The sequence below is a fragment of the Streptomyces sp. NRRL F-525 genome, assembly GCF_000716605.1.
Classification (GTDB): domain Bacteria; phylum Actinomycetota; class Actinomycetes; order Streptomycetales; family Streptomycetaceae; genus Streptomyces.
Window position 1 is genome coordinate 1 of sequence record NZ_JNXE01000033.1, and the last position, 22,825, is coordinate 22,825.

15 protein-coding genes are annotated in these 22,825 nt (G+C 71.8%); 5 read left to right on the top strand and 10 right to left on the bottom strand.

The annotated features are described in order from the left end of the window. Positions 1–2,954: 2,954 nt before the first annotated feature. From OO69_RS52620 to OO69_RS35345, 4 genes are read right to left on the bottom strand one after another with little or no spacing between them, the layout of a single operon-like run. Complete coding sequence (locus OO69_RS52620; RefSeq protein ID WP_199811089.1) at positions 2,955–3,113, bottom strand: DUF6760 family protein; 159 nt, start codon at positions 3,111–3,113, stop codon at positions 2,955–2,957. Continuing rightward, positions 3,110–3,622, bottom strand: a complete 513-nt coding sequence (locus tag OO69_RS35335) for a hypothetical protein (RefSeq protein ID WP_033284992.1) — start codon at positions 3,620–3,622, stop codon at positions 3,110–3,112. The genes OO69_RS52620 and OO69_RS35335 overlap by 4 nt, the downstream gene beginning before the upstream one ends. Further along, on the bottom strand, positions 3,622–4,065 hold the full coding sequence (locus tag OO69_RS35340) for a phage tail protein (RefSeq protein ID WP_019063375.1): 444 nt from the start codon (positions 4,063–4,065) through the stop codon (positions 3,622–3,624). The genes OO69_RS35335 and OO69_RS35340 overlap by 1 nt, the downstream gene beginning before the upstream one ends. Positions 4,066–4,123: 58 nt before the next feature. Next, positions 4,124–5,716, bottom strand: a complete 1,593-nt coding sequence (locus OO69_RS35345) for a phage tail sheath subtilisin-like domain-containing protein (RefSeq protein ID WP_033284993.1) — start codon at positions 5,714–5,716, stop codon at positions 4,124–4,126. A gap of 292 nt (positions 5,717–6,008) precedes the next feature. Here OO69_RS35345 and OO69_RS35350 point away from each other — a divergent pair, with 292 nt between their 5' ends. After that, positions 6,009–7,436 carry a hydrolase gene (locus OO69_RS35350; protein WP_033284994.1) on the top strand — a complete coding sequence of 476 codons (1,428 nt, stop codon included), beginning with the start codon at positions 6,009–6,011 and terminating at the stop codon, positions 7,434–7,436. A gap of 27 nt (positions 7,437–7,463) precedes the next feature. On the opposite strand, the gene OO69_RS35355 is transcribed toward OO69_RS35350, so the two are convergent. The 3 genes from OO69_RS35355 to OO69_RS35365 form a co-directional block, all read right to left on the bottom strand. Beyond that, entirely contained in the window at positions 7,464–9,473 is a 2,010-nt protein-coding gene (locus tag OO69_RS35355) for an ATP-binding protein (protein ID WP_033284995.1), read from the bottom strand. Continuing rightward, a complete protein-coding gene (locus OO69_RS35360) occupies positions 9,470–10,162 on the bottom strand; it encodes a DUF4255 domain-containing protein (RefSeq protein ID WP_033284996.1) in 693 nt (230 codons plus the stop codon). Before OO69_RS35360 ends, OO69_RS35355 begins: the two co-directional genes overlap by 4 nt. A gap of 176 nt (positions 10,163–10,338) precedes the next feature. After that, entirely contained in the window at positions 10,339–11,007 is a 669-nt protein-coding gene (locus tag OO69_RS35365) for a helix-turn-helix transcriptional regulator (RefSeq protein ID WP_033284997.1), read from the bottom strand. 218 nt (positions 11,008–11,225) lie between these two features. Here OO69_RS35365 and OO69_RS35370 point away from each other — a divergent pair, with 218 nt between their 5' ends. Then, entirely contained in the window at positions 11,226–14,027 is a 2,802-nt protein-coding gene (locus OO69_RS35370; RefSeq protein ID WP_234444612.1) for a LuxR C-terminal-related transcriptional regulator, read from the top strand. Between the two features lie 21 nt (positions 14,028–14,048). Here OO69_RS35370 and OO69_RS35375 read toward each other — a convergent pair whose 3' ends face one another. After that, positions 14,049–15,317, bottom strand: a complete 1,269-nt coding sequence (locus tag OO69_RS35375; protein WP_033284998.1) for an alpha/beta hydrolase — start codon at positions 15,315–15,317, stop codon at positions 14,049–14,051. A gap of 276 nt (positions 15,318–15,593) precedes the next feature. Between OO69_RS35375 and OO69_RS35380 the strand changes: the two genes are divergently transcribed. Continuing rightward, entirely contained in the window at positions 15,594–17,675 is a 2,082-nt protein-coding gene (locus OO69_RS35380) for an AAA family ATPase (protein ID WP_033284999.1), read from the top strand. 72 nt (positions 17,676–17,747) lie between these two features. Here OO69_RS35380 and OO69_RS35385 read toward each other — a convergent pair whose 3' ends face one another. Then, a complete protein-coding gene (locus OO69_RS35385; RefSeq protein WP_033285000.1) occupies positions 17,748–18,308 on the bottom strand; it encodes a DUF3455 domain-containing protein in 561 nt (186 codons plus the stop codon). A gap of 398 nt (positions 18,309–18,706) precedes the next feature. Between OO69_RS35385 and OO69_RS35390 the strand changes: the two genes are divergently transcribed. Further along, positions 18,707–19,678, top strand: coding sequence for a thaumatin family protein (locus OO69_RS35390; RefSeq protein ID WP_051801424.1), 972 nt, complete (start codon positions 18,707–18,709; stop codon positions 19,676–19,678). 22 nt (positions 19,679–19,700) lie between these two features. Here the strand turns inward: OO69_RS35390 and OO69_RS35395 are convergent, their stop codons facing one another. After that, positions 19,701–21,596 (bottom strand): sigma-70 family RNA polymerase sigma factor, encoded by a 1,896-nt coding sequence (locus OO69_RS35395; protein ID WP_033285001.1) that lies wholly within the window; start codon positions 21,594–21,596, stop codon positions 19,701–19,703. Positions 21,597–21,806: 210 nt separating this feature from the next. Here OO69_RS35395 and OO69_RS35400 point away from each other — a divergent pair, with 210 nt between their 5' ends. Beyond that, positions 21,807–22,823 (top strand): thaumatin family protein, encoded by a 1,017-nt coding sequence (locus OO69_RS35400; RefSeq protein ID WP_234444613.1) that lies wholly within the window; start codon positions 21,807–21,809, stop codon positions 22,821–22,823. Positions 22,824–22,825: the final 2 nt, after the last annotated feature.

Consider the following 22,825-nt stretch of genomic DNA (forward strand, 5'->3'; position numbering starts at 1 on the left):
GTGCCGGGGGATCCAGGGGTGCCGGGGAGGGCTGCGGTCCTGGGGAGGGTGGTGATCCTGGGTATTGCGGGGGTGCCCGGTGTTCCGGGGGTGCTGGAGGCTGCGGGAGTGCCGGGTACTACGGGTGTGGTGGGGCTGTCGGGTGTCGTGCGGCGGTGACGTTGCACGGGGGTGAAGGGCGATGGGGGTGCGGTGTGTCGCGCCGGGGATGGTGTGCGGAGTGAAGGGTTTGAGGGCGCTGGTGTGGTGGGGGCCTGGGGCGTGGGGCGGAGTGCGGTGAACGGGGAGGTGGTGTGGGAGGGCGCGGTGTGGGAGGGCGTACGGGGAGAGGGCGGGGCGGGGGTGGTCAGGCTGGGCGGGGTCTGCCGCGTGGGGCTGGGCGGAGCCGTGGTTGAGGGCGGGGGCACGGCCGAGGGTGAGAGCCCGGCCGGGGGCGGGGGCACGGTCGGGGACGGCGTCGCGGCTGAGGGTGAGAGCCCGGCCCGGGACGGGGTCGCGGCCGAGGGTTCAGGTACAGCCGGAGTCCGGGGACCACCCGAGGGCGGAAGCGCAGCCGGAGATGGGCTCGCGGCCTGGGCTGCGGTCGTCCGGGCTGCGGTGGTCGGGGGTGTGGCGGGTGAGGGGGCGGGGGCCGAGGAAGCCTGCGGGGCCGGTGTTGGCCCCGGTGCTGGCGCGCTGGGCGCGACGCTTCGCTGAATCGTCGGGCCCTGACCCGGTGCCGACGGAGCTGCGGTAGTTGGGGGCATGGCGGGTGCGGGGCCCGTGGCCGAGGGGACCTGCTCGGCCGGCGCAGACGCACTCGCGGCGACGCTTCGCTGGACCGCCGGCCCCAGTCCCGGTGCCATGGGAGCCGCCAGGTTCGCCGGGGCTGCCGTGGTCGCGGACGCTGCCGGTAGGGGACCCGGGGCCAAGGGGGCCTGCGCGGCCGGCACAGGTGCCACAGGTGCCACAGGCACGCTCGCGGCGACGCTTCGCTGAATCGTCGGCGCCGGACCCGGTGTCACCAGAGGCGCCGAATTGGCCGAGGGAACCTGCTCGGCCGGTACAGGCGCACTCGCGGTCACGCTTCGATGGACTGCCGGTCCCGGCCCCTGGGGCACCGGGGCTGCCGGGTTGGCCGGGGCTACGGTCGGCCCGTACACGGTGGTTGGGGGCGCGGCAAGCGGATGTGCGGTCGTCGGGTATGTGGCGGGCTGGTGTGTGGTGGCTGAGGGAGCCGTGGCCGGGGGCGGCGCGGACGTGTTGGGGGCGACGCTTCGTTGGATCGTCGGCCCGAGTCCCGCCGTCGGCCTTGAACCCGGTTCCGTACGAAGCCCAGTGCTGGCCGACGGCAACGGCGAACCGGTGAGTGGCCTCGCGTCCGCAGGCGTGACGGTGACCGGCGCCCCGAGAGGTGAACGGCGCCGGACGGGAGTGGGCGTCACGGGAGCCGGAGAGTCGGGGGCGGGTGCTGGTGAACCTGCTGCCGGGGAGGGCGTGGGCGCCGGAACAGTGGGCGAATCGCCTTGCCGGGCAGGGGCGTTCGGGGTGTTTCCCTGCTCGGGGTGAGTTGCCGAACTAGGCATCGGCGGTACGGGTGTTGAGGACTGCCGGGTCTCGTTCGGGCGCGTGGTGAGCGGGGCGCCGAGGGGGATGCGAGGCGGGCGACGGGCTGCGCTGCGTTGGATCTGGGGTGCGGGAGGGGGCGTAGGTCCGGGAGTTGGATTGCTGGTCCGGGTGCGGGCGGAGTCCGTCGGTTCTGCCGCAACTGCCGGGGCGTGGGGCTGAGGTTGGACCTGGGGCTGGGTGGTATCCCCATCGCGTGGGGCAGGAGCACTCGCGGCACGTTGTACGGGCATCGGTGCGCGGGAGGTGTTCGGGGCCGTCGGCTGCGCCGGAGCGACGGGCGTGGAGGGCGGCAACTCGGCTGACGGCGCTGCGGAGTTCTGCGTCGGCATCGGCATCGAGGCCATCGTGGACTTCGGAGCCGTCGAAGCAGCGGCCGCCGCACCCGGCATGGTGACCGCACGCTGCACGCTGTCCGCCCCGCTCCCGGAAACATTCCGACCCGCACCGCGAACTACGCCTGCAACACCACCCAGTTGCTCCACAACGTCACCGGGCGCCGGGAGGGCAGGTGGGACAGGCGAGTCACCACCCGGCTCATCTTCCCCTCGCCCCGCGCCAGTTGACGCGGACGGGGACTCGCCACCCGAACTGTCGCCCACAACCGCCGAGTTCCGCTGACCAACCAACCGCCGCTGCACCGCAGCCGCACTCGACCTCGTCAACGACCCGGTCCTCGGCCGGAGTTGCTCCGACGACGACACCGCAGTCACCCGAATACCGGAAGCCGACCCCACCGTCCCGCCCGAACCCACCACGGGAGCCGAAGCGGTACTACGCACACCCACAGCCTCCCTCGACGCAAGAGGCACAGCCCGCACGGCCCGCTGCACCACAGGCCCCGCAAGCTCCGCAAGCCCCGCACTCGCCCGCAACGGCACCACCGGCCCCGGCTGCGCCACCAAAGACCGCCCAGCCAAAGGAAGTTCACCCGCAGGCAGCCCCAGACTCGGTACCGCCCGCGCCGGCCCCACAGTCAGCGAGGAACCCGCGATCCGGGCACTCCGCTCAGCGTCCAGCACCGCACGGAACCCCGCCCCCGTGAACGACGGGTTCTGCCACGTCGGCAGACGCGCACCGAACCCGGCGTCGGCAACTCCGGTACCTCCGACGGCAGAGGCCCGCTGAATCGGCGGCAACCCCGGCCACGCGGCCAAGGCCACCGCAGCCGTAGCCGTAGCCGTAGCCGTAGCCGTAGCCGTAGCACCAGAACTCACCGGACCTGCGGAGCCACCCACCTCAGCGACACCCGGAACCTCGCCAACTCCCGCACCCACCCCGGAGTTGACGCCCCCACCGGCGACAGACCTTTCCGCCCGCCCCCGCAACCGGTCCAAGAACCCCACCGCTCAGCCCTCCGCCCCGGACCGCGTCACCAGGGACGCGATCTCGCCCAAGTAGCGGCGGCGGTCGGGGTGTTCGAGGTCCAGGATGTCCTCCAGGCTCCAGTGGAAGTGGTAGGCGACGTACGCGATCTCCTCGTGCAGCCGGTCGGTCGCGTACGTCACGATTCCCCCAGGCGGCTCCCGCCGAGCTCCACCTCGAAGGGCTCCGCGCAGTGCGGGCACTGAACTGCCGCGCGGGTGTGGCCTTCCGCGTTGATCTGGCGGTAGAAGTCCTGGAGGAAGGCGAGGTCGGAGGCGAACATGTTCTCCACGATCCCGTCGTGGACCATGGGGACGCTGCCAAGCCGCGTGATCACCCGGCCGAGCAGCACGACCGACAGATACGCCGGGTTCTCCTGCACGCGGACGTCCCGCAGCGGCACCAACTCGTCGCGTGCGGTGGCCAGTCGCATCACACCGTCCTGGTGGACCGTGCCGGACTCGTCGACGTAACCGCGCGGCAGCTGGAAGGGGAACTCTGTCCGCAGCGTCTGCCGTACGGCCGGAGCGGGCGCCGCGGCGGCCGGAGCCGACGCCGGGGTCGCTACCGGACCGGCACCCACCCCCGCCGGCGCCTCCGCACCCGGCGCAGCCACAGCCGTAGTTGCTCCCGCGGCCGCCGAACGCCTCATTATTCGATGACCAGTTCTTCGAACACGATGGTCACGGACTCGGTGAGCGCGGCGGCCTCGCCCGCCTTCACCGTGCTCGCGTCGATCTTGCTGCACCAGGCGTTGCGCAGGTGGTAGCGCTTCACCGGGTTGTTCTGGAAGTCCATCATGATGATCGACGCGTTCTTGCGCGCGGTGGTCATCTGGCCGGAGATGGACTCGTTGATCCACTGGGTGAACGAGGCCGACTGGGTCATGCCCCGGATCACCGTGCAGGTGCCGTTCTTCTTCACGCCCGGCAGGTTCTTGACGACGTTCTGGCCGTTGGGGGTGTTCTGCTGGTACGTGATGACGTCCTGCTCGATGCTGAGGCCGCTGACCTCCGCGAGGTACTCGACCATCACGCCGTCGATCTGCAGGCCGAAATTGTGTGAGGTGAGGGCGTCACCCGGCTGGAGACTCATGAATTCGCGTTCCTTCTGGCGTTACGGCGGCTGACTGCTGACGGATGAGAGTGGGGGACTACTCCTCCAACTCCCCGCTGCCGCTGGAGAACTGAGCCAGCCGGAAGATCACGAACTCGGCCGGCTTGACCGGCGCGATGCCGATCTCGCAGACGACCCGGCCGACGTCGACGGACTCCGGCGGGTTGGTCTCCTCGTCGCACTTGACGTAGTACGCCTCCTCCGGCCGCTGGCCGAACAGGGCACCGCTGCGCCACTCGTTGACCAGGAACGCCGAGATGTTGCGCCGGATCCGCGCCCACAGGGCGTGGTCGTTCGGCTCGAACACCACCCACTGGGTGCCGATCAGGATCGACTCCTCCAGGTAGTTGAAGTACCGGCGGATGTTCAGGTAGCGCCAGGCCGGGTCGGAGGACATGGTGCGGGCGCCCCAGACGCGGATGCCCCGGCCCGGGAAGGCGCGGATGCAGTTGACGCCGATCGGGTTGAGCAAGTCCTGCTCGCCGCGCGTGATTTGGGTCTCCAGGTCGACCGCGCCGCGTACGACCTCGTTGGCGGGCGCCTTGTGCACACCGCGCTCGGAGTCGTTGCGGGCCCAGACGCCGGCGATGTGGCCGCTGGGCGGGATCAGCCGGGACTGTCCGCTGGACGGGTCGAAGGTCTTGATCCACGGGTAGTACAGGGCCGCGTACTTGGAGTCGTAGCCGGCCGTCTCCTGCCGCCAGACGCGGATCTGACGGGCGTTCAGACTCGGCGGCGGGTCGATGACCGCGACCCGGTCGCCCATCAGCTCGCAGTGCGCGATCAGGCCCAACTGGACCGCCTTGACGGCCTCCAGGTCGATCGCGCCGCGCTGGTAGGCGGCCATCAGGTCGGGCACCGCGACCATGGAGATCTCGTCCACGGCCTCCAGGCCACCGAAGCCCGTGCGGTCGGAGGAGTCGCCGAGGTAGGTGGCCGGGCCGGGATGTGACGCGGTGTCATTTCCCTTGCCGGGTACGGCGGGTGCGGCCGGGGCGGCGGCGGGCGCGGCGAGGGCGACCGTCTGGTTCTCCGGGCGGGCCAGCTGCGCGGCGGGCGCGGCCTCGGTCACCGCGATGAGCTTGGAGCGCTCCTTGACCTGGGTGACGACGTAGTTGCGGCCGCCCTTCTTGGTGGTCACGTCGAAGCTCTCGACGTCCTTGCCGGCGTCCTTGACGACCAGCCGGAAGCGTTCGGCGGGGCCTTCGCCCTCGGCGTCGGCGACCTCGACGCTCAGGTCACCGGGCGCCAGAGCGGTCACGGCGAAGGTGCCGAGCTGGGCAGGCTCGCCGGGCGGCAGCGCGGCCGGAGCGGCCGAACCCGTCACGGCGGACGGGGAGTTGGACTCGGCGGAGGTGCCCTCGGCGGTGCCGCCGACGCGGACGACGTAGGCGGCCGAACCGCCGTTGTTGAAGAAGCCGTAGACGGAGTGGGCGAGGTAGTACCCGTCGGTGAACTCACCGAAGGCAGCCACGTACTGCGTCCAGTTGGTCACCAGGGTCGGCTCGTTCAGCGGACCGGTCGGGGCCAGGCCCACGAAGGCCGCCACCGAGGTGCCCACTCCCTCGATCGGGCGGGAGCCGCTGGCCACCTCCTCGACGTAGACGCCGGGCGACAGATAGGACGGCATGCTCTGCTCTCCTCGGGGTACGAGACAGGATGCCCTCAAGCGTCACGCGCGCGACCCCGCCGCCGAAACGTCCCCGAGTGCCTGCCTTGGGGCAACTTCCTTGCCCTCAGGGGCAGTCCGCGGCACCGTACGCGGGCAGCCCGCCGCGCCGTATCCTCCTCGGGGCGGTCTCATCTCGGTGCATGCCGTCGCCGCGGGGGCAGTGGCGGGTTTGGCGGGCGGCCCTTTTGGGCAACTGCTCTTGCCCCGGCGGCTCCTGACGCGCCCTCACCATCCGTCGTAGCGTCAGCCCATGAGTCTGTGGACCTCCCTGGAGCCCGCGTCCGCGACCGTCGATCCCGGTGGCAGTACCCGCGTGCGGCTGCGGCTGCGCAACACCGGCGACGTCGTGGACGAGTACCGCTTCGAGCCGGTCGGGAGCATCGCGCCCTGGACCGCTGTGGAGCCGCAGACGCTGCGGCTCTATCCGGGTACTACGGGGACGGTCGACCTGACGTTCACGCCGCCGCGCACCCCGGACGCGACGGCGGGCCCGAACCCGTACGCCGTACGTATTACGCCGACCGAGCACCCGGAGGCGGTCACCGTCCCCGAGGGCAATCTGACCATCACCCCGTTCACGGAGGTGCGGGCGGAGCTGGTGCCGCCGACGGTCAAGGGCCGTTTCCGGGGCCGCCCCCAACTCGCCGTGGACAACCTGGGCAACACCAGGCTGACGGCGTCGATCAGCGGCAGCGACAACGGCGACCAGCTGTCGTACGACATCCATCCGGGCAATGTGCAGATCGAGCCGGGCCGGGCCGCCTTCGTCAAGGCGTCGCTGAAGCCGCGGAAGATCATCTGGTTCGGGCCGAAGGAGCAACGGCCGTACACGCTCAGCGTGTTGAGGTCCGGGGCCAACCCCCTTCCCGTGGAGGGGACTTACCTCCAGCGCGGGTTCCTGCCGCGCTGGCTGGCCACCTTCCTCGGGGCCGTCCTCGCGCTCGCGCTCACCTTCCTCATGCTGTGGATCGCGTACAAGCCGCAGGTGCGGACCGCCGCCACCGAGCAGCTCAAGGACGCGGGCGTCAGCACGCTCGCGCCCAGCCCCACGCTCAGCGCCGCTCCTCCCCCGCCGTCGCCCGTCGCGACGAGCGCGGCCCCGGCGGCGGAGACCTCGACGGCCGCGGCGGGTGGCGGGTCGGGCGGCGGCTCGGGAGATTCCAAGCCTTCCGCCAAGCCGAAGCCCGCGACGGCGGCGACCGCGGTGAACAAGCTGGCCGCACGGGACGCCGGACGTCATATCTGCTACCGGATCTACGCCGAGGGTGACGGCTGGCAGTCCCCGGAGTGCGACGGTGCCACGGCCGGCACGGTCACCGACGAGAAGATCCTTTCCGTGAACATCGCGGTCTCCGGCACCGGCGGTTCGGGGGCCAACGCCTTCCTCCACAACCCCGCGTCGACCGACGGAAAGGGCCAGTACCAGCCCTCGGGGTGGACAGACGTCATCGCCGACGGCAAGGACAACTACATCGGGAGCGTGAAGTCGGACGCCCCGTACATGACGGGCTTCGCGATCAACATCGGCAGCGGCAAGCTCTGCTGGTTCTCCCGCAACACCGGCTGGGACTGGGGCCCTCAGACCTGCACCGATCCGCGGCCCGCGCTCGGCTTCCCCGGCACCGTCGACAACACCCCCCAGCTGGCGGCCATCAGGATGACCGTGCCGGCGAGCTGACAGCGTGATCCGGTGACCGGCGGGGCGCTACCAGGTGCCCTCTCCCGGCACCAGCCGCCCCGCCTTGCGGTATTCGCGGCGGGCCCCTTCGAGGAGGTCTGCCGCACACACCGTGTCCCCGCGTCCGGCGGCGAGATAGGCGGCGGTGACGACGGCACTGCGGATGGACCCGCCGGCCAGCTCGAACTCCTCGGCCAGCGGCCCGAGTTCGAGGCCGGGCACGCTCGGCACATGGGTCAGCCCGTGCCGCCACAGCGCGAGCCGCTGCGCCGGGTCCGGGAACGGGAAGTCGACGACCAGGTCGAGCCGGCGGGTGAACGCCTCGTCGATGTTGGCGCGCAGGTTGGTGGTGAGCAGCGCGATCCCGTCGAAGGACTCCAGGCGTTGGAGCAGATAGGCACTCTCCATGTTCGCGTACCGGTCGTGCGAGTCCTTCACCTCGGACCGCTTGCCGAACACGGCGTCGGCCTCGTCGAAGAGGAGCACGGCGTCGGTGCGGTCGGCCTCCGTGAAGATCCGTTCGAGGTTCTTCTCCGTCTCGCCGACGTACTTGTCGACGATCGACGACAGCTGAACGACATAGAGATCCAGGCCGAGTTCGGCCGCGACGACCTCCGCCGACAGCGTCTTGCCGGTCCCGGACTCCCCCGCGAACAGGCCGAGCACACCACGCCCCCGCCCGCCGCCCGCGCTGAGCCGCCAGTCGCCGAGGACCCGGTCGCGATGACGGGCGCGCAGGGCGAGTTCGTGCAGCTGGGTCAGCGACCGCTCGGGCAGCACCAGGTCCCGCCAGTCGACGGCGGGCCGGATCCGCCGGGCATGCTGTTCCAGCCCCGACGCCGACTGCTGCCGCGCCGCGAGCCGCAGATGGGCGGCGCTCATCGCGGTGCCGTCGAACGCGGCGAGACCGTGTGCCGCCCGGGCCGCACGCGCGATGCGGTCGGCGCCGAGATGGTACGGCGCGACGGTGGCCCGCACGTCGAACCCGCTCTGCTCGCCCACGGCGTCCGTCCAGGCCCGCACCGCCGCGGCCCGCTGCCGGGGCGCCTCCAGGATCAGCGGATCACTCTCGCACCACTGCGGGTCGTAAGGCCGCGCCCCGGCGATCAACACGGAGACATCGGTGACGTCGGTCAACGCCCGTACCAGCGCGCCGGGTTGATCGGACAACCCGCCCACGACGACGGTACGACCACTCAGCCGGGCCTCGCACAACAGCTCCGGCACCCGCTCCACGGGCCCGGAGTAGCGCACGGCGCCCATCCCCGCCACGTGCAGCGCGGCCGCCACGCACACGAGCCCGTCACCCTCATGACGCTCCCTCACATACACGGTGAGGGGCGCGCCTTCGGCGAGCAGCGCGCCCAGCCGGTCCACGAAGACAGTGAACTCCTCGTCTCCACCCGGCTCTTGTCCCTCGTACGACCCGCTCGGCACCGGCAGCGGGTGGAGGTGTCCGGTGAGGGTCGCGTCGGGGGTGTCGTCGCCGAGGAGGTGTGCCACGACCCGGTCGGGCACCCGCAACGAGCGGCTGAGGAAGGGGCGTTCGGGTTCCTCCACGGTGAGCAGCCCGAGGGTGGACAGCGGGGCCGTCGGGAGGAACCGGGCCCTGCCCTCCGCCTGGTGCGCCGGTACGCCGCACAGGTCGAGGGCGAGTCCTACGGTGGCCCGGCGGCGGCCGACGTCGTCGTTGAGGTAGCCGTAGAGGGGCTCGAAGGTGCGGTCCAGGTCGGGGGCGAGGGCGACGAGGAGGAGGGCGGTGTCGAGGTCGGTCAGGTGCAGGGCGGCGAAGCGGTCGGCGGGGCCGTGTTCCAACTCCGGTGGCGGCGGGGCCGGTTCGGTCGAGCGCAGCAGCAGGTGCCGTACCGCCTCCTCCGGGAGGTACAGGCCGCGCATCGGGTCGCCGGCCGTTGGGTCGGTGGCGGAGCGCCGGTCGACGAGCAGGGCGACGCGCTCGCGGAGGTGACCGATCCGGGCGAGAAGGGCGTCGGACTCCGACCCAGCGGTGAAAGCGACGGCCTCGTCCGTGACCGTCATGTCGGCGTCCCCGGCGTCCCCGGCGCCCTCTTGCGCCGGGCGACCTCCCGCGCCTCCCGTACCGCCGCCACCTGTCGCGGCCGGTGCGCGCGTTCCTCCACGCCCGGCCCGGTGCCGTCGAGGCCGCTCACGCGGACCGCCGCACCCTCGGTGACCGGCGGGCCGGCGTCGTACTCGGGGTAGGCCGGGAAGGGCGCGGTGACCACGAGGTCGAGGGACGGCTTGAGTTCGCCGCCGAGGGCGGACCAGATCTCCGCGAGGGAGCGCGACTCGGTCTGGATGCCGGCCACCGAGATCGGCACGGACAGGCCCAACTGACGTAGCGAACCAGGAAGTTCGTCGGGGGCGAGCAGCTCGCGCGGGATGAGGGTCGACAACACGGCGGACAGCAACCGGTGTTCGTCCTGCGGCCGCTTCGTCCACGCCGTCACCAGGTACGACAGCCGGAACCAGCGCGGCGGCTGGCGGCGCTTGACGACCACGTCCCGCTCGTCGCGCACGGCGACATGCCCGCGCTGACGGCGGTGCACGTCCTCCCGGATGTCGTACAAGTAGGTGTTGATCGTAGGGGTGTTGCGGCGGGCGGCCCAGTCGCGGGTCGGGGCGTCGAAGGAGACCTCGATCCCCGAACCGGCCAGTGCGCCGCCGCCGATCAGGTCCTTGAGAACCTCGTCCACCTCGTGGATCACCGCCGAACTCCCGCCCTGCCGTGCTGTCGTGCCCCGCGGTCCGCGTCGGCGCCCGGTACGCCCTGTCGGCCGTCCCCCGATCGTGCCGTCCCAACCTCCGGTCCGGGCAAGCACGTTGGGGACGGGGGCAGGGCACGACACGCTGCCCGCACGTGCCCCTTCGAGTGCCCGTTCGGTCAGATGTAGCCTTCCCGAAGGGCATGCGCCACGGCATGCGCCCGATTGCGCAGGTGAAGGCGTGTGGTCAGCCCGTGCATGACGTTTTTGACGGTGCGTTCGGAATAGGAGAGCTTGCTGGCAATCTCTCCGGTGTCCAGCCCCTCGGCGACCAGCCGCAGGACGTCCACCTCACGCGGCGAGAGCCCCGAGGGATGGACTCCGGACCGGCCCGCCGCGCTGCGATGCAGTGTCCCCACCTGTTCGACGAGCCGGCCGATCAGATCGGCCGGCAGGTCGCCGTCACCGCGCGCCGCGGCGACCACGGCCTGCACCAGACGCTGTGCGGTCGCCTCCCCGCGCCACACGATCGCGCCGACCCCGCACTCGATCACATCGAGCAACTCGGCCTCGCGCAGCGCCCCGACGACGAGCACGGCCCGCCCGCCCTCGCTGCGCACCAGTCGGCGCAGCCGGGTGAGCGCGGTCTCGTCGAGGGTGTCGGCGATGAACAGGGCCACTCTGCCGGGTCCGGTGTCGCTCTCCTCGCGGAGGTCGATCTCCGGGTATCTGCGCAACTGGCTGAGTGCTCCCTCGCGGGAGATCGGGTCCGGGGCGTGCACCGCGACGGGTATCCGGTCGGCGGAGTCGGCGGTACCGGGGTGTGCGGGCCGCGATGAGCTGAGCAACGTTCTCCCTCGAATCCACATCCAACTACGTGCCACCCCGGTTGCGCTGGTGGCGGCCGTGTACTCCTCACCCTCACGGGGCGGGTGGGGCGCGCGCAATCGTGGAGCACCACGAGCAGCACCACGAGATCGGACGTACGGCGGACCACGGCGAGTGAGCGGCACGGGCGGCGGAAGCGACGGGCACGACGGGTACGACGGAGACGAGGGGGACCGCGATGACGAGGACGAGGTCTGACGCCGGAGCGTCCGCGATACCGCCCGAACACCGGGACGCGACACGGCTGTTGGCGGCGGAGGCGGCATGGGCCCGGGCCGGTGCCGGCCGGCTGGTGCTGCTGCGCGGGGCCACCGGGACGGGCCGTACCACCGTGCTGGAGGACGCCGTGGCGGACGCCCTGGCGCACGGCATGCGGGTGCTGCGGGCCCGCTGTTCGCCCCGCGACCAGGCGGTGCCGTACGCCACCGTGCTGCAACTGATGGCTCCGGTACCGGAGTTCGGGGACATGAAGTTCGCCGGGGACGAGCGGGCGAGCGCGGATCTGTTCCGGCGGGTGCTGCGTTCCTACGCCGACCGGGCGCCGCTGCTGATCGCGGTGGACGACGTCCACCTCGCCGACCCGGCTTCGCACCGCTGGCTGGTCGAGTCCGCCCGGCACGTCGACCGATTACGGATCCTGCTGGTCGTCACGGAACGCAGCCAGTACGACGTCGATCCGCCGGCGCCTGGCCTGACCCACACCCTGTCGCCCGCCCTGGTCCGCACCCTCACGCTGGGTCCCCTGACCGCGAACTCGGCCGCCGAGCTGGTGAGTTCGGCCCACCCGGACGCCCCCGCGCCGTGGGTGGACGACTGCGTACGGGCCGGTGCGGGCAACCCGCTGCTGCTGCGCGCCCTGCTCGACGACCTGGGTGCCGGACGGCACGCGAGTGTGCCGACGTCGTCCGCCGCGCTGTACCCGGGCGCGTATCCGGCCGCCGTGTCCTGGTGGCTGGACAGCGCGGGTCCGGCGACCGGCGAGGTCGCGCGGGCGCTGGCCGCGTTGGACGAGGGGTGGGACGGCCACACCCCGCAGGAGCTGCCGAGCGGCCATGACACCTGTCCCATCGACGAACTGGCCGCGGTGATCGCCGAGTTGGCGGACGCCGACCCGGCGCGGGTGGCCGGCTGGCTCACCGCGATGACCGGGCTCGGGGTGCTGCGCCCCGACCCCGACGGGCGTCCGCGCTACGCGCATCCCCTCCTGCGCGACGCGGTGCTCACCGGCGTACCCGTGGCCCGGCGGCGGGCCGCGCACGCGGCGGCGGCCGAGACGATGCAGCGCCACGGCGTCTCCCCCGACACGGTGGCCCGGCAGTTGCTGCTGTCCGACCCGGTGGGCGCGCCCTGGACGGCGGTCGCGCTCCAGGACGCGGCCTCGCTCGCGCTGCGCGACGGCCGCACGTCCGACGCGGCCGCCTTCCTGCGCCGCGTCCTGGAGGAGCCGCTCCCGGACGCCCGCAGACAGCAACTCCTCACCGAACTGGGCTCCTTGGAGTACAAGGCCCAGACGACCTCGGCCGGCATCCCCCGCCTGAGCGAGGCGCTGCGGCTGTCGGGGGCGCCGCAGGACACGGTGCGCGCGGCGGTCGCGCTCGGCACGGCGCTGGCCGGCCGGGGCCGCACCCTGGCCGCCGTGGACGTACTGCGCACCCTGGAGGACGAGTTGACGGACCGTCCGCAGCTGATCCGCACCCTCCAGACCGCCTCCGTGCTGCTGTCCGAGCAGGACCAGACGGTGCGGAAGGAGGTGTACCGGTGGCTGTGCGGCGCCGCCGAGCACTCGCCGGAACTGGTCGGCACGGCCGGTCACGCGCTGGTCGTACGGCATGCGGCGACGGCCGGGCTGATCTCGGCGGCGGACGCGATGCGGCGGATGCGGGCGCTGCTCGCGCAGCCGGCCGATCCGCTGACCGAGCCGTTCCTGATCGGCACGGCCGCCGCCGTGGCCCAGTGGGCCGACGAACTCCCGGAAGCCGAACGGCTGGTGGAGCGCGGCCTGGTGGGCCAACGTCCCGACCTGCTGCACCCGATGTACGAGGCGCTGGTCAACGTACGGGCCGACATCCTGGCCGCGCGCGGCGAGCACGCGCGGCTGCTGGCGGACCCGTGCCCGCGCGACCGGGCGCGCACCGGCCCCTCCAACCGGCAGGCCCACGTGCTGCTTTCGCTCGTGGCGACCGGCGAGGAGGCGCGGGCGCTGCGGCTCGCGGACGGTCTCGATCTGCGGTCCGCGCCGGAATCCTGGGAGTTGAACCGCTTTCTCTACGCGCGGGGAGTGGTGCGCGCCGCGACCGGCGACATGGCGGGCGCGCTGCACGACTTCCTGGAGTGCGGGCGCCGGCAGTCGGCCCGTGAGGTGTTCAGCCCGGTCGTCACTCCATGGCGCACGGCGGCCGCCGAGTGCCGTCTCGCGCTCGCCCGCCCCCGGGAGGCCATCGCCCTGGCCGAGGAGGAGCTGCGGCTGGCCCGGGTGTGGAACACGCCCCGCGCGGTGGGCCGTTCACTGCGCGTCCTGGCCGCGGCGACCGGCGGCCGACGCGGTCTGGAGCTCGCGGAGGAGGCCGTACGACTGCTGCGGGACGGACCGGTGGGCACGGAGGCCGAGTTCGTGTCGGCGCTGATCGTGCGGGGCCGTGGGCTGACCGCGGCCGGGGACCGGGGGCGGGCCCGGGCCTGTCTGCGGGAGGCCGCGGAGCGTGCCGAGCGGCTGGGGGCGACGCGTCAATGGGCCCTGGCGGAGGAGGCGTTGGGCGAGAGCGGGGCGCGGCGCTCGGCGCCCGCCCGTACCGGTTCGCGGTCGCTCACGACCAGTGAGCGGCGGATCGCCGAGCTGGCCGCCGACGGCCGGACGAACACCGAGATCGCCGATCTGCTGCACCTGGCCCGCCGCACGGTGGAGACCCATCTCACCAGTTCCTACCGGAAGTTGGGCATCCGGCGGCGGGGCGAACTGCCCGGGACGCTGGGGCACGAGTAACGGGCGGTGGCCCACCGCGCGTTACTTGCGCGCCCCTGCGGTCGGCTTCTTGGGCTCGGTGGCCTCCGCCCGCACGGTGCTGTTGCCCTTCTTCTTGGGGACGTGCCGGGGCACGACGTCCTGGGGGAAGGTGAGCTGCTGGTTCATCCACTTCAGGGAGGCGGGCATCTCCCGTACCCAGGTGGGGAAGTTGTGGCTGCCGGACTCGGGCAGGATCGACGCGACGCGCATGGGTGCCTTGACGGCCTTGATGAAGGCGAGGGTCTGCGGATAGCCCCGCTCGCCGTGCTTGCTGTCGGCGACCAGGACGGAGACCTGCGGGATGGGCAGGTGCTTCAGCCGCCACATCAGGTCGTGTCCGTTGACCCGGTTCACCCGGCCGAGGCCGCTGCCGAAGAGGTTGCCGGTGGTGGGGTCGTCCTTGATCCGGTAGTCGGGGGAGAGCGCGGCGGCCGTGGTGTACACGTGCGGGTTGCGCATCGTCAGCTGCAGGGCGCAGGTGCCGCCGGAGGAGTAGCCCATGACGCCCCAGGCGCTGGCGTCGTGGCCCACCCGGTAGACGGACTTGAGGGCCTGCGGGAGGTCCTTGGCGAGGAAGGTCTCGGTCTGCGGGCCGCCAGGGACGTTCACGCACTCGGTGTCGCGCGGCGGGGCGATCGTCGGCCGGATCATCACCATGATGGTCGGCTGCATCTGCCCGCTCTTCTGCAGCTGCCCGGCGGTCTGCGAGACCCGCAGGTACTGCGCGAGGTTGAAGATGCTGCCCGGGTAGCCGCTGAGCGCGACGACGACGGGGAAGCGCTGGCGCGCGTACGCCTTCTGGAAGTACTGCGGCGGCAGGTAGACGAACGCCGGGTCGACCACTCCCGTACGGCGGCCGATGACCTTCACGGACTCCACCTTGCCGTTCACCGCGGGATCGCCGGTGGGCAGTCCGCTGACCCGGCTCAGCTGCTCGTCACCGGCGGGCTGCACCAGCGCCCCCTTCACGGAGACACCGGCGGCCGTGCCGTCGCCGTTGTGGTCGGCGGCCTGGGTCACGCCGACGGGGGCGGTGTCGACGTTGCCGAACAGCTCGCCCCACGATCCGAAGAACTGGTACGAGGAGTTCAGCCAGCACGCGAACGCCGCGATGATGGTGACCTGAGTCACTCCAATGGCTGCCAGCCGCCCGAGCACGTGCCGCACGCCTGGACTGGCGAGCCGCGGCCACACCCAGACCAGCAGCGCCACGCAGACGGCAGCCACGGCCGCCACCACATAAACGGTAGTCTCGCTGGTCAAACCCATGCCACTCAGTCCCCGGTTTCCTTGCCTGTGCTGTTTCCTTCACACAGAAGGAGGGTTACGGACCCTTCTGCGTTCCTCAACGAGCACGAATAGGACAAAGAAGCGGGTCGGCGGGTGTTTCCACGGACGGCCCCCTCCCAGGTTTACGACGCCCGGCCGGTGATCGGCCCCTCGGTCCGTAAGACCGGCGTAAGGTCCGGCCCCGCTCCATGGCCCGGCCCGAACGGGTAGGTTTCGCAGCGGCCCGAAGCGGTCGACTCCGGGGAGGGGAACGGCATGGCGAAGGACGATTCCGCCGGCCTGCTGGCCGACCGGCTGGCCTCCGCCCGCCTGCAGAACTTTGTCGGCAGGTGCGAGGAACTCGCCCTGTTCCGGCGGGCGTTGGCAGGTGAACCCGGCGCCCCGCTGGTCATCGTGCTGCACGGCCCGGGCGGCATGGGCAAGAGCGCGCTGCTGCAGCGCTTCGCCGCGGAGGCACGCGCCGCGGACCGGCCGGTCGTCGGCGTCGACGCGCGTACGGTCGAGCTCTCGCCGTCGGCCTTCGAGGAGGCGACCGCCGAGGTCTTCGCCCGTGACAACGCTGTCCTGCTGGTGGACGACTTCGAGCGCTACCGGGACATGGAGGAGTGGATACGCGACCGCTTCCTGCCGCGGTTACCCGCAGGAGCCCTGGTCGTCGTCGCCGGACGGCACGCGCCCGACCCCCTCTGGAAGGCGGACCTCGCGTGGAGCGAGGTCCTCCAGGTCGTGCCGCTAAGGGAGTTGGGGCCCGCGGACTCGGCGGCGCTGCTCACCTCGCGGGGCGCCGACCCCGCACTGCACGCGTCCCTCCTCCGGTTCGCCGCGGGCCATCCGCTGGCCCTGCGCCTGGTGGCGGAGGCGGCGACCCACGACAACTCCTCGACGGACGAGGTCTTCTGGGCCCCGCTGCGCACGGTCGTCGACCGCCTGCTCACCCACATCGTCGGCAGACCGCCCTCCCCCGCACACCGGCGGGCACTGGAGGTGTGCGGCCATGTCGCGGACACCACCGAGGAGTTGCTGCGCGTGGCACTCCCCGGCGAGGACGCCACCGAACTCTTCGCCTGGCTGCGGCAGTTGTCGTTCATGAGGTCGGGCCCCTTCGGGGTGTGCCCCTACGACGTCGTCCGCGACGCCCTCGACAGCGACTTCCGCTGGCGCGACCCCGAGCGCTACAAGGCCATGCACCGCACGATCCGCCGCCACCTCGTGGAGCGCGTCCGCGAGGCACCGGAGAAGGAAGCCCTGCGCGCGGCACGGGAGTTCAACCACATAGTCTCCCGGGCCCAGTGGCTGAGGGAGTTCCAGGGCGGCCGGGACGAACCCGACGTCCACGAGCAGCCGATGCGCCCCGAGGACGCCGCCGCACTGATCGAACTGACCCGCAAGGTCGAGGGCGAGCACAACGCCCGTACGGTCGCGTACTGGTTGAGACGTCAGCCCGAGGCGTTCCACGTCCACCGGCGCTGCGACACCGGTCAACTCCTCGGGTTCATGGCCTGGTTGAGGATCGACACGCTCGACGACGAGACCCGGGCGGCGGATCCCGTGCTGGCGGAGGCGTGGGAGCTGGTCTCCGCGATGACTCCCCCGCGCCAGGGCGAACACCTGGGTGTGGCGCGGTTCATGGTGCACGAGGAGCACCACCACCGCCCCTCGCGGTCGTGGGACCTGGTGCGGACGCGGATCGTCTTCGAGGTGCTGCGCGCCAAGCACTGCGCCTGGTCCTGCTTCGTCAGCGCCGAACCGAAGTTCTGGGCACCGCTGTTGACGTATCTGGGCATGTTCCAGCCGCCCCGCCGGGCCGTCCACGCCGATCGCGGGTACGGCCTGTTCTGCCACGACTGGCGGGCGGCACGGGCGGAGGAGTGGGCCGAGGGCATCGACGCACGCCTGCTCGGCGGGGCACCGGCCGCGACCGCCGGGAAGCCCAAGTCCCGTGTCACACCGCTGAGTCGGGAGGAGTCCGACGCCGCCGTCCGCGAGGCACTGCGTGGCTGGCTGGACCCCGGCGGGCTCACCGACAACCCGCTGCTGCGCGGGCGGCTGGTGGAGGAACTCAGCGAGGGCGACCCGGTGACCGCGCTGCGCGACCTGATCGGCAGGGCCGTACAGCGACTGAACGCCCATCCCCGCACCCGGCATCTGCACGACGTACTGACGCTGACGTACCACTCGACGTCCACGCAGGACGCCGTGGCGCGGAAGCTCAACCTAGCGTTCAGCACGTACCGCAGGCATCTGGCGCGCGCCCTGGACGAGGTGCGCGAGACGGTGTGGGACTGGGAGACGCACGGCCGGATCAGGGCCGAACAGGAGCCTCCGCAAGGGAGTTGAGAGTCCGGCGAGCAGACGGCAGCGGCCCCCGGGAGCCAACGGGGGACCGCTGCCGTCACCGCGCCCGCCGGACTACTTGGCGGGCTTGTAGAACGCGTACGTGGCGGTGTACTGCACGCTGACCTGGTCCGTGCTGGTGCCGGTGCAGGCCGTGGTCGGGGCGACGCCACCGCTGGTGGCCAGGCGCTGGACGTAGGACACGTCGGCGAACGTCCCGGTGCCACGGGTGGCGGTGGCCTTCACCAGCAGCTCGGGGATGGCGCCCGTCTTGGGCGAGTTGGCGATCGCGGAGCCGTTGACCGCGCTGCCGTCCACCGTGGACACCCAGACCGGGCCGCGCGAGTGCAGGGCGACGGGACGCTTGGCGCGGTCGTTCTTGGCCCACAGGGTGGCGGCCGGCTCCAGCAGCGTCCAGGCGCTGTTGGTGCAGGTGTAGGTCTGGACGCCGGCGGCGGAGAAGACGCCGGTGAGCTTGTTGCCGTCCGGGACCTTCAGCGCGTCGGGCACGGTGACGCCGAGGCGGACGGGCGGCTGCGGGGTGGCGGCCTGGCCGACGGTCGCGCTCACGAGCGTGCCGGCGACCACGGCGGTGACGGCCGCGGTGGTGAGGATGAGACGTTTGGCGATCTTCATCGGTAAGTCTCCAGAGCAATTTCTGAACAGGATCGCGGGTATCGGGGTCGCGGATGTCCGGACCCCCGGGCCGATCAGATGATCTTTCGGCCCCGCTGCCGCAATGTACGGGGGATTACTCGTCGCCAGGTTGCCAACTTCTGATCGACTTATGACCAGTACTGCTCACCGCCACGGCGAGGTAGGTATTGCCGTCCCCGTTTCCGTTGTCCGGCAGGACCTGCGCCGGTCTCCACTACGGAAGACTCCGCCGGCCGGATCACCGCGCGGCGGAGCGTGGGAACGGACAGGAGTGTTGAGACATGCCTCGTTGCCGGTTGTCCATCCGCCGACAAGGGCGCGCACGATCCATGGCGGGCCACCGCCGTGCGCCCCGCCCGGTCCGCAGACAGGTAGGCGTGGCCACCGCGGTCCTCCTGACCTGCCTCGCCGTGGTCACCGGCGTCCTGCTGACCCGCGCGCAGCCGGGAGACCGTACGGTCGCCGGTCCAACGTCCGCGCACGGTACGGCGGTTGCCGGCACCCCGGCCCTCCCCGGACCGTCGCCGACGACGACGTCATCACCGCGCGCCACGCCCTCCCCCTCGCCCACCCCCGACGCGCGAAAGCCGTCCAGGGCGAGCGCCTCGCCGTCCCGCGAGGCCGGTCAGCCGAAGGCCGCGACCGCCGGCAAGCGGACCGTCACCCTCGTCAACCGCCTCGACGAGACGATCTGGCCCGCGATCGCCGCGGACCCCAAACACCCTGTGGAGGCGACGGGCTGGGTGCTGAAGCCCGGGGCCAGCCTCAGCTTCACCGTCCCCGACCACTGGGACGTCCGGGTGTGGGCACGCACCGGCTGCTCCTTCGACGCGGCCGGCGCCGGCCACTGCACGACCGGGGACTGCGGCCGTTTCCAGTGCGGCTCGACCTGGGGCGAATTCCCCTCCACGCTGGCCGAGTTCAACCTGAACGCCTGGAACGGCATGGACTTCTACGACGTCAGCCTGGTCGAGGGCAACAACCTGCCGATGTGGATCAACAGTTACGGCGGCTCGTCCCAGGACAAGATCGACGCGAACGGCTGCTCCGCCGCCGGGTGCACCCGGGACGCCAACGCGACCTGCCCCGCCAGACTCCAGCGCGTCCGGGACGGCCGGGTCGTGGCCTGCCTGAGCGCCTGCCTGGTGTTCAAGACGGACCAGACATGCTGCACCGGCGCCTACGCGGCGCGCCCCCAGTGCGTCCCCTCGTCCTGGCCCGTCGACTCGGCGGCCGTGTTCAAGAAGGCCGAACCCTTCGCCTACTCCTACGTCAACGACGACGCGACCAGCGTGCTCACCTGCTCGGGAGAGTGCGGCTACCGCATCACCTGGGGTGTGAGCCCCTGACTCCGGGGGCGGCCGGGCCGGATCAGTCGGCGGACTGGAAGGCCCGGCCCGCCGCCGTGGTCGTCGTACCGTCCGTGAAGAGACCGCTGCTCGGCTTCGACGGATCGGCGCCCAGCCCGAACCACGCGTAGCGCTGCACGTACGGCAGCCCGTCCAACGCCTTCGTGGACGCGGTGACGAAATCGGCCTGTTGCTGCGCGGACGGGAAACGGGTGCCCTGGGAGAAGTCGATCAGCGCGTACTCGGTGAGCCAGATCGGCTTGTGGTAGCGCGCGTACACCGCGGCCAGGTACGACTTCAGCTGCTCGACGGCCTGCGGGGTGCGGAAGTCGCCGCCGTACCAGTGCAGCGTGATGAAGTCGACCCGGTACCCCTTCGTCTTCGCCCCCGACATGAAACGGTCCAGCCAACCGCCCGCCGTGTCACCGCCGTAGGCGACCGCGGGGCTGCCCAGGATCTTGCCCGCCGCCATGAGCTGGGGCCACAGCTGGAGCGCCTGCTCGACGGTCATGTTCGACTGCTGGGCCATGTCCGGTTCGTTGAACCCCAGCAGATAGGGCCCGTACTCCCGCGCCTGGGCCAGCGAGGAGTCGGTGACGGACTTCGCTCCCCAGATCATGGGCACGAACGACCCCGACGAGGGTGTCGTGATCCCCGAGTGCTGCGTGGACCAGGTGTAGTACCAGTTCGCCCCGCTCGCGGCGAGCGCCTGACTCACCCCGCCGAACGACCACACCCCGACGCCCTTCTTGGCACCGGAGGCGATGTGTACGGGCGCGGCGGCGATGTGCTTCGAGGGCGAGGCGCTCGGCTTGGCCTTCGGCTTCGGGGACGCGCTCGGCGACGTGCTCGGGGAGGCCGAGGGCGTGGGCGTGGGGCTCGGGGTGACGCTGGCCACCGGAGCGGGCGATGCCGCAGCCGTCGTAGAAGAGGAGCCCCCGGTGAGCCGGGGCGCGACCAGCGCGGCCACCACCACGACGGCGACCGCCGCCGAACCACCCACGACCTGCTTGCCCATACGACCCGACCGGCGCCCGTGCCGCCTACGCGGACCCCGGTGCGCAGACTCCGCGGAGTGCTCGGCGGGCGAGGCCGAACTGCCGTTCCCCATAACGGCGTTCAGCACCCGGGACGGATCAAGCCCGGCGGGCACGGCCACCAGCGGAAGTCCGCTCAGCAGCCGGTCCATCGGAAGCAGTCCCTCGTCGAGCCCCTGGCACACCCCGCACCCGCGGATGTGACGGGCAAACCGCTTGCGCCACAAGGCACTTGGCGTGCCGTCCCAGGTCGAGGCCGTCTCGTCCAGCTCCGCGCAGCGCGGTGCGGCGGCCAGCGCCCGCACCACCACCCGCGAGACCTCCATCTGCTTCTTCATGCGCTGCACGCGCACGGAGGCGTGCCGGTCGGAGAGGCCCAACGCACCGGCGAGTTCGGCCCGTTCGAGTTCGCCGGTCTCCTCCAGCCACCACAGGGACAGCAGTTCCTGGTCGTCGGGGTCCAACCAGCGTGTGGCCTCGACGACTTCACGGCGCTGCTCGGTCAACCCCAGCCGCAGGATGGTCAGTCCGGCGAAGTCGAGCGCGGGGTCGGTGATCGCCTCGGCGTCCTCGATGTGCGCTCTGCGGTCGCGGTCGGCGGCCCGTATCTGCTCACGGTCCCGTACCTGCCTGATCGTGATCGCCACCAGCCACGACCGGAACGCGGCGGGATCCCGCAGCTTCGGCAGCCCCCGCACCATGCGCAACAGCGTCTCCTGTACGACGTCATCGACGTCGGCGTGACCGTTCAGGGCCCGGCCGACGATGTTGTAGACCAGCGGCAGGCACTGCGTCAGCAGGTGATCCAGGGCCTGCCGGTCACCCGCGCACGCGGCCGTCACCACGCCCGCGTCGGGTCCACTCCTGGGCTTCTCGGTCATCTGCGTTCGTTCCTCCGCGTGTGGTCCGGCCGTGGCGTCTCTCTCCTTCGGAGACCGCCGACGCGCGCAAGGACTACAGAAAACAGGACAACAAAAGAAATCAGCCGGTCGCGTCCGAATTTATGTTGTCGGGCCGTCGCCGAACAGGTCACCGATAGGCAGGACCGCATCCGGCCCGCATCCGAAGAGCTTCAGGAAGGCGCGAGGACCATGGCACGAGGACGCAGAAGACTCGGCGCGAGCCCGCAGCGGCACCGCCGACGCTGGTGGTACGTCGCGGCGGCCGCCCTCGCCACGGCCGCCACCGTGCTGATCGCCTACAGCGTGTGGACGCCGTCCGGCACCCGGAGCACCCGCACGACGGCCCACCAGGACACGGCCGCGCGTCCGGCCGCGACCCCGAGCGCCTCGCCCTCCCCGGCCCACAGCGCCTCGGCCTCCCCCTCGCCCTCGGCCTCGCGCTCCCCCAAGGCCACCGCGTCGAAGAAGAGCACGCCCGCACCGACCGCCAAGGCGGACGAACCGGTACCGGACCGGCCCTCGACGGCCCCCGCCGGCAAACGCCTGATCACGGTCGTCAACCGCACCCCGAAGACGGTCTGGGCGGTCGTCACCAACACCGCCGTCTACCCGGCGGGCCGCCGACTCACCCCGGGCCAGAGCCTGTCGGTGACCGTGGCGAACAACTGGGGCGGCCGCATCTGGGGACGCACGGGCTGCGTCTCCACGGCCGCCGGCCACTGCGCGACCGGCGACTGCACCAGCGTGTGCGAGGGCGCCAACCCGCCCACCACACTGGGGGAGTTCACGTTCGACGCGTACGCCGGGATGGATTTCTACGACGTGAGCATGGTCGACGGCTCGAACCTGCCGATGTACATCAACATCTCGCACACCACGACCGCCGACCCGGTCAGTTCCTCGGGCTGCTACAAGGGCGTCTGCACCTCGGACGTCGACTGCCCCACCGCGATGCAAGCGGTGTCGGGCGGCCAGGTCGTCGGCTGCGAGCCGCCCTGCGCGGCGTTCGGCGGGGACACGTACTGCTGCCGCGGCGCCTGGGCGGGCCGCGACAACTGCGTCCCCTCGAAGTGGCCGGTCGACTACACCCAGGTCTTCAAGCGGGCCGCCCCGTACGCCTATGCGTACGCCTTCGACGACGGGGCGACGATGCCGTGCAAGGGAGCCTGCTACTACAAGGTCACCTTCGGGACGACCGGCTCGTGACC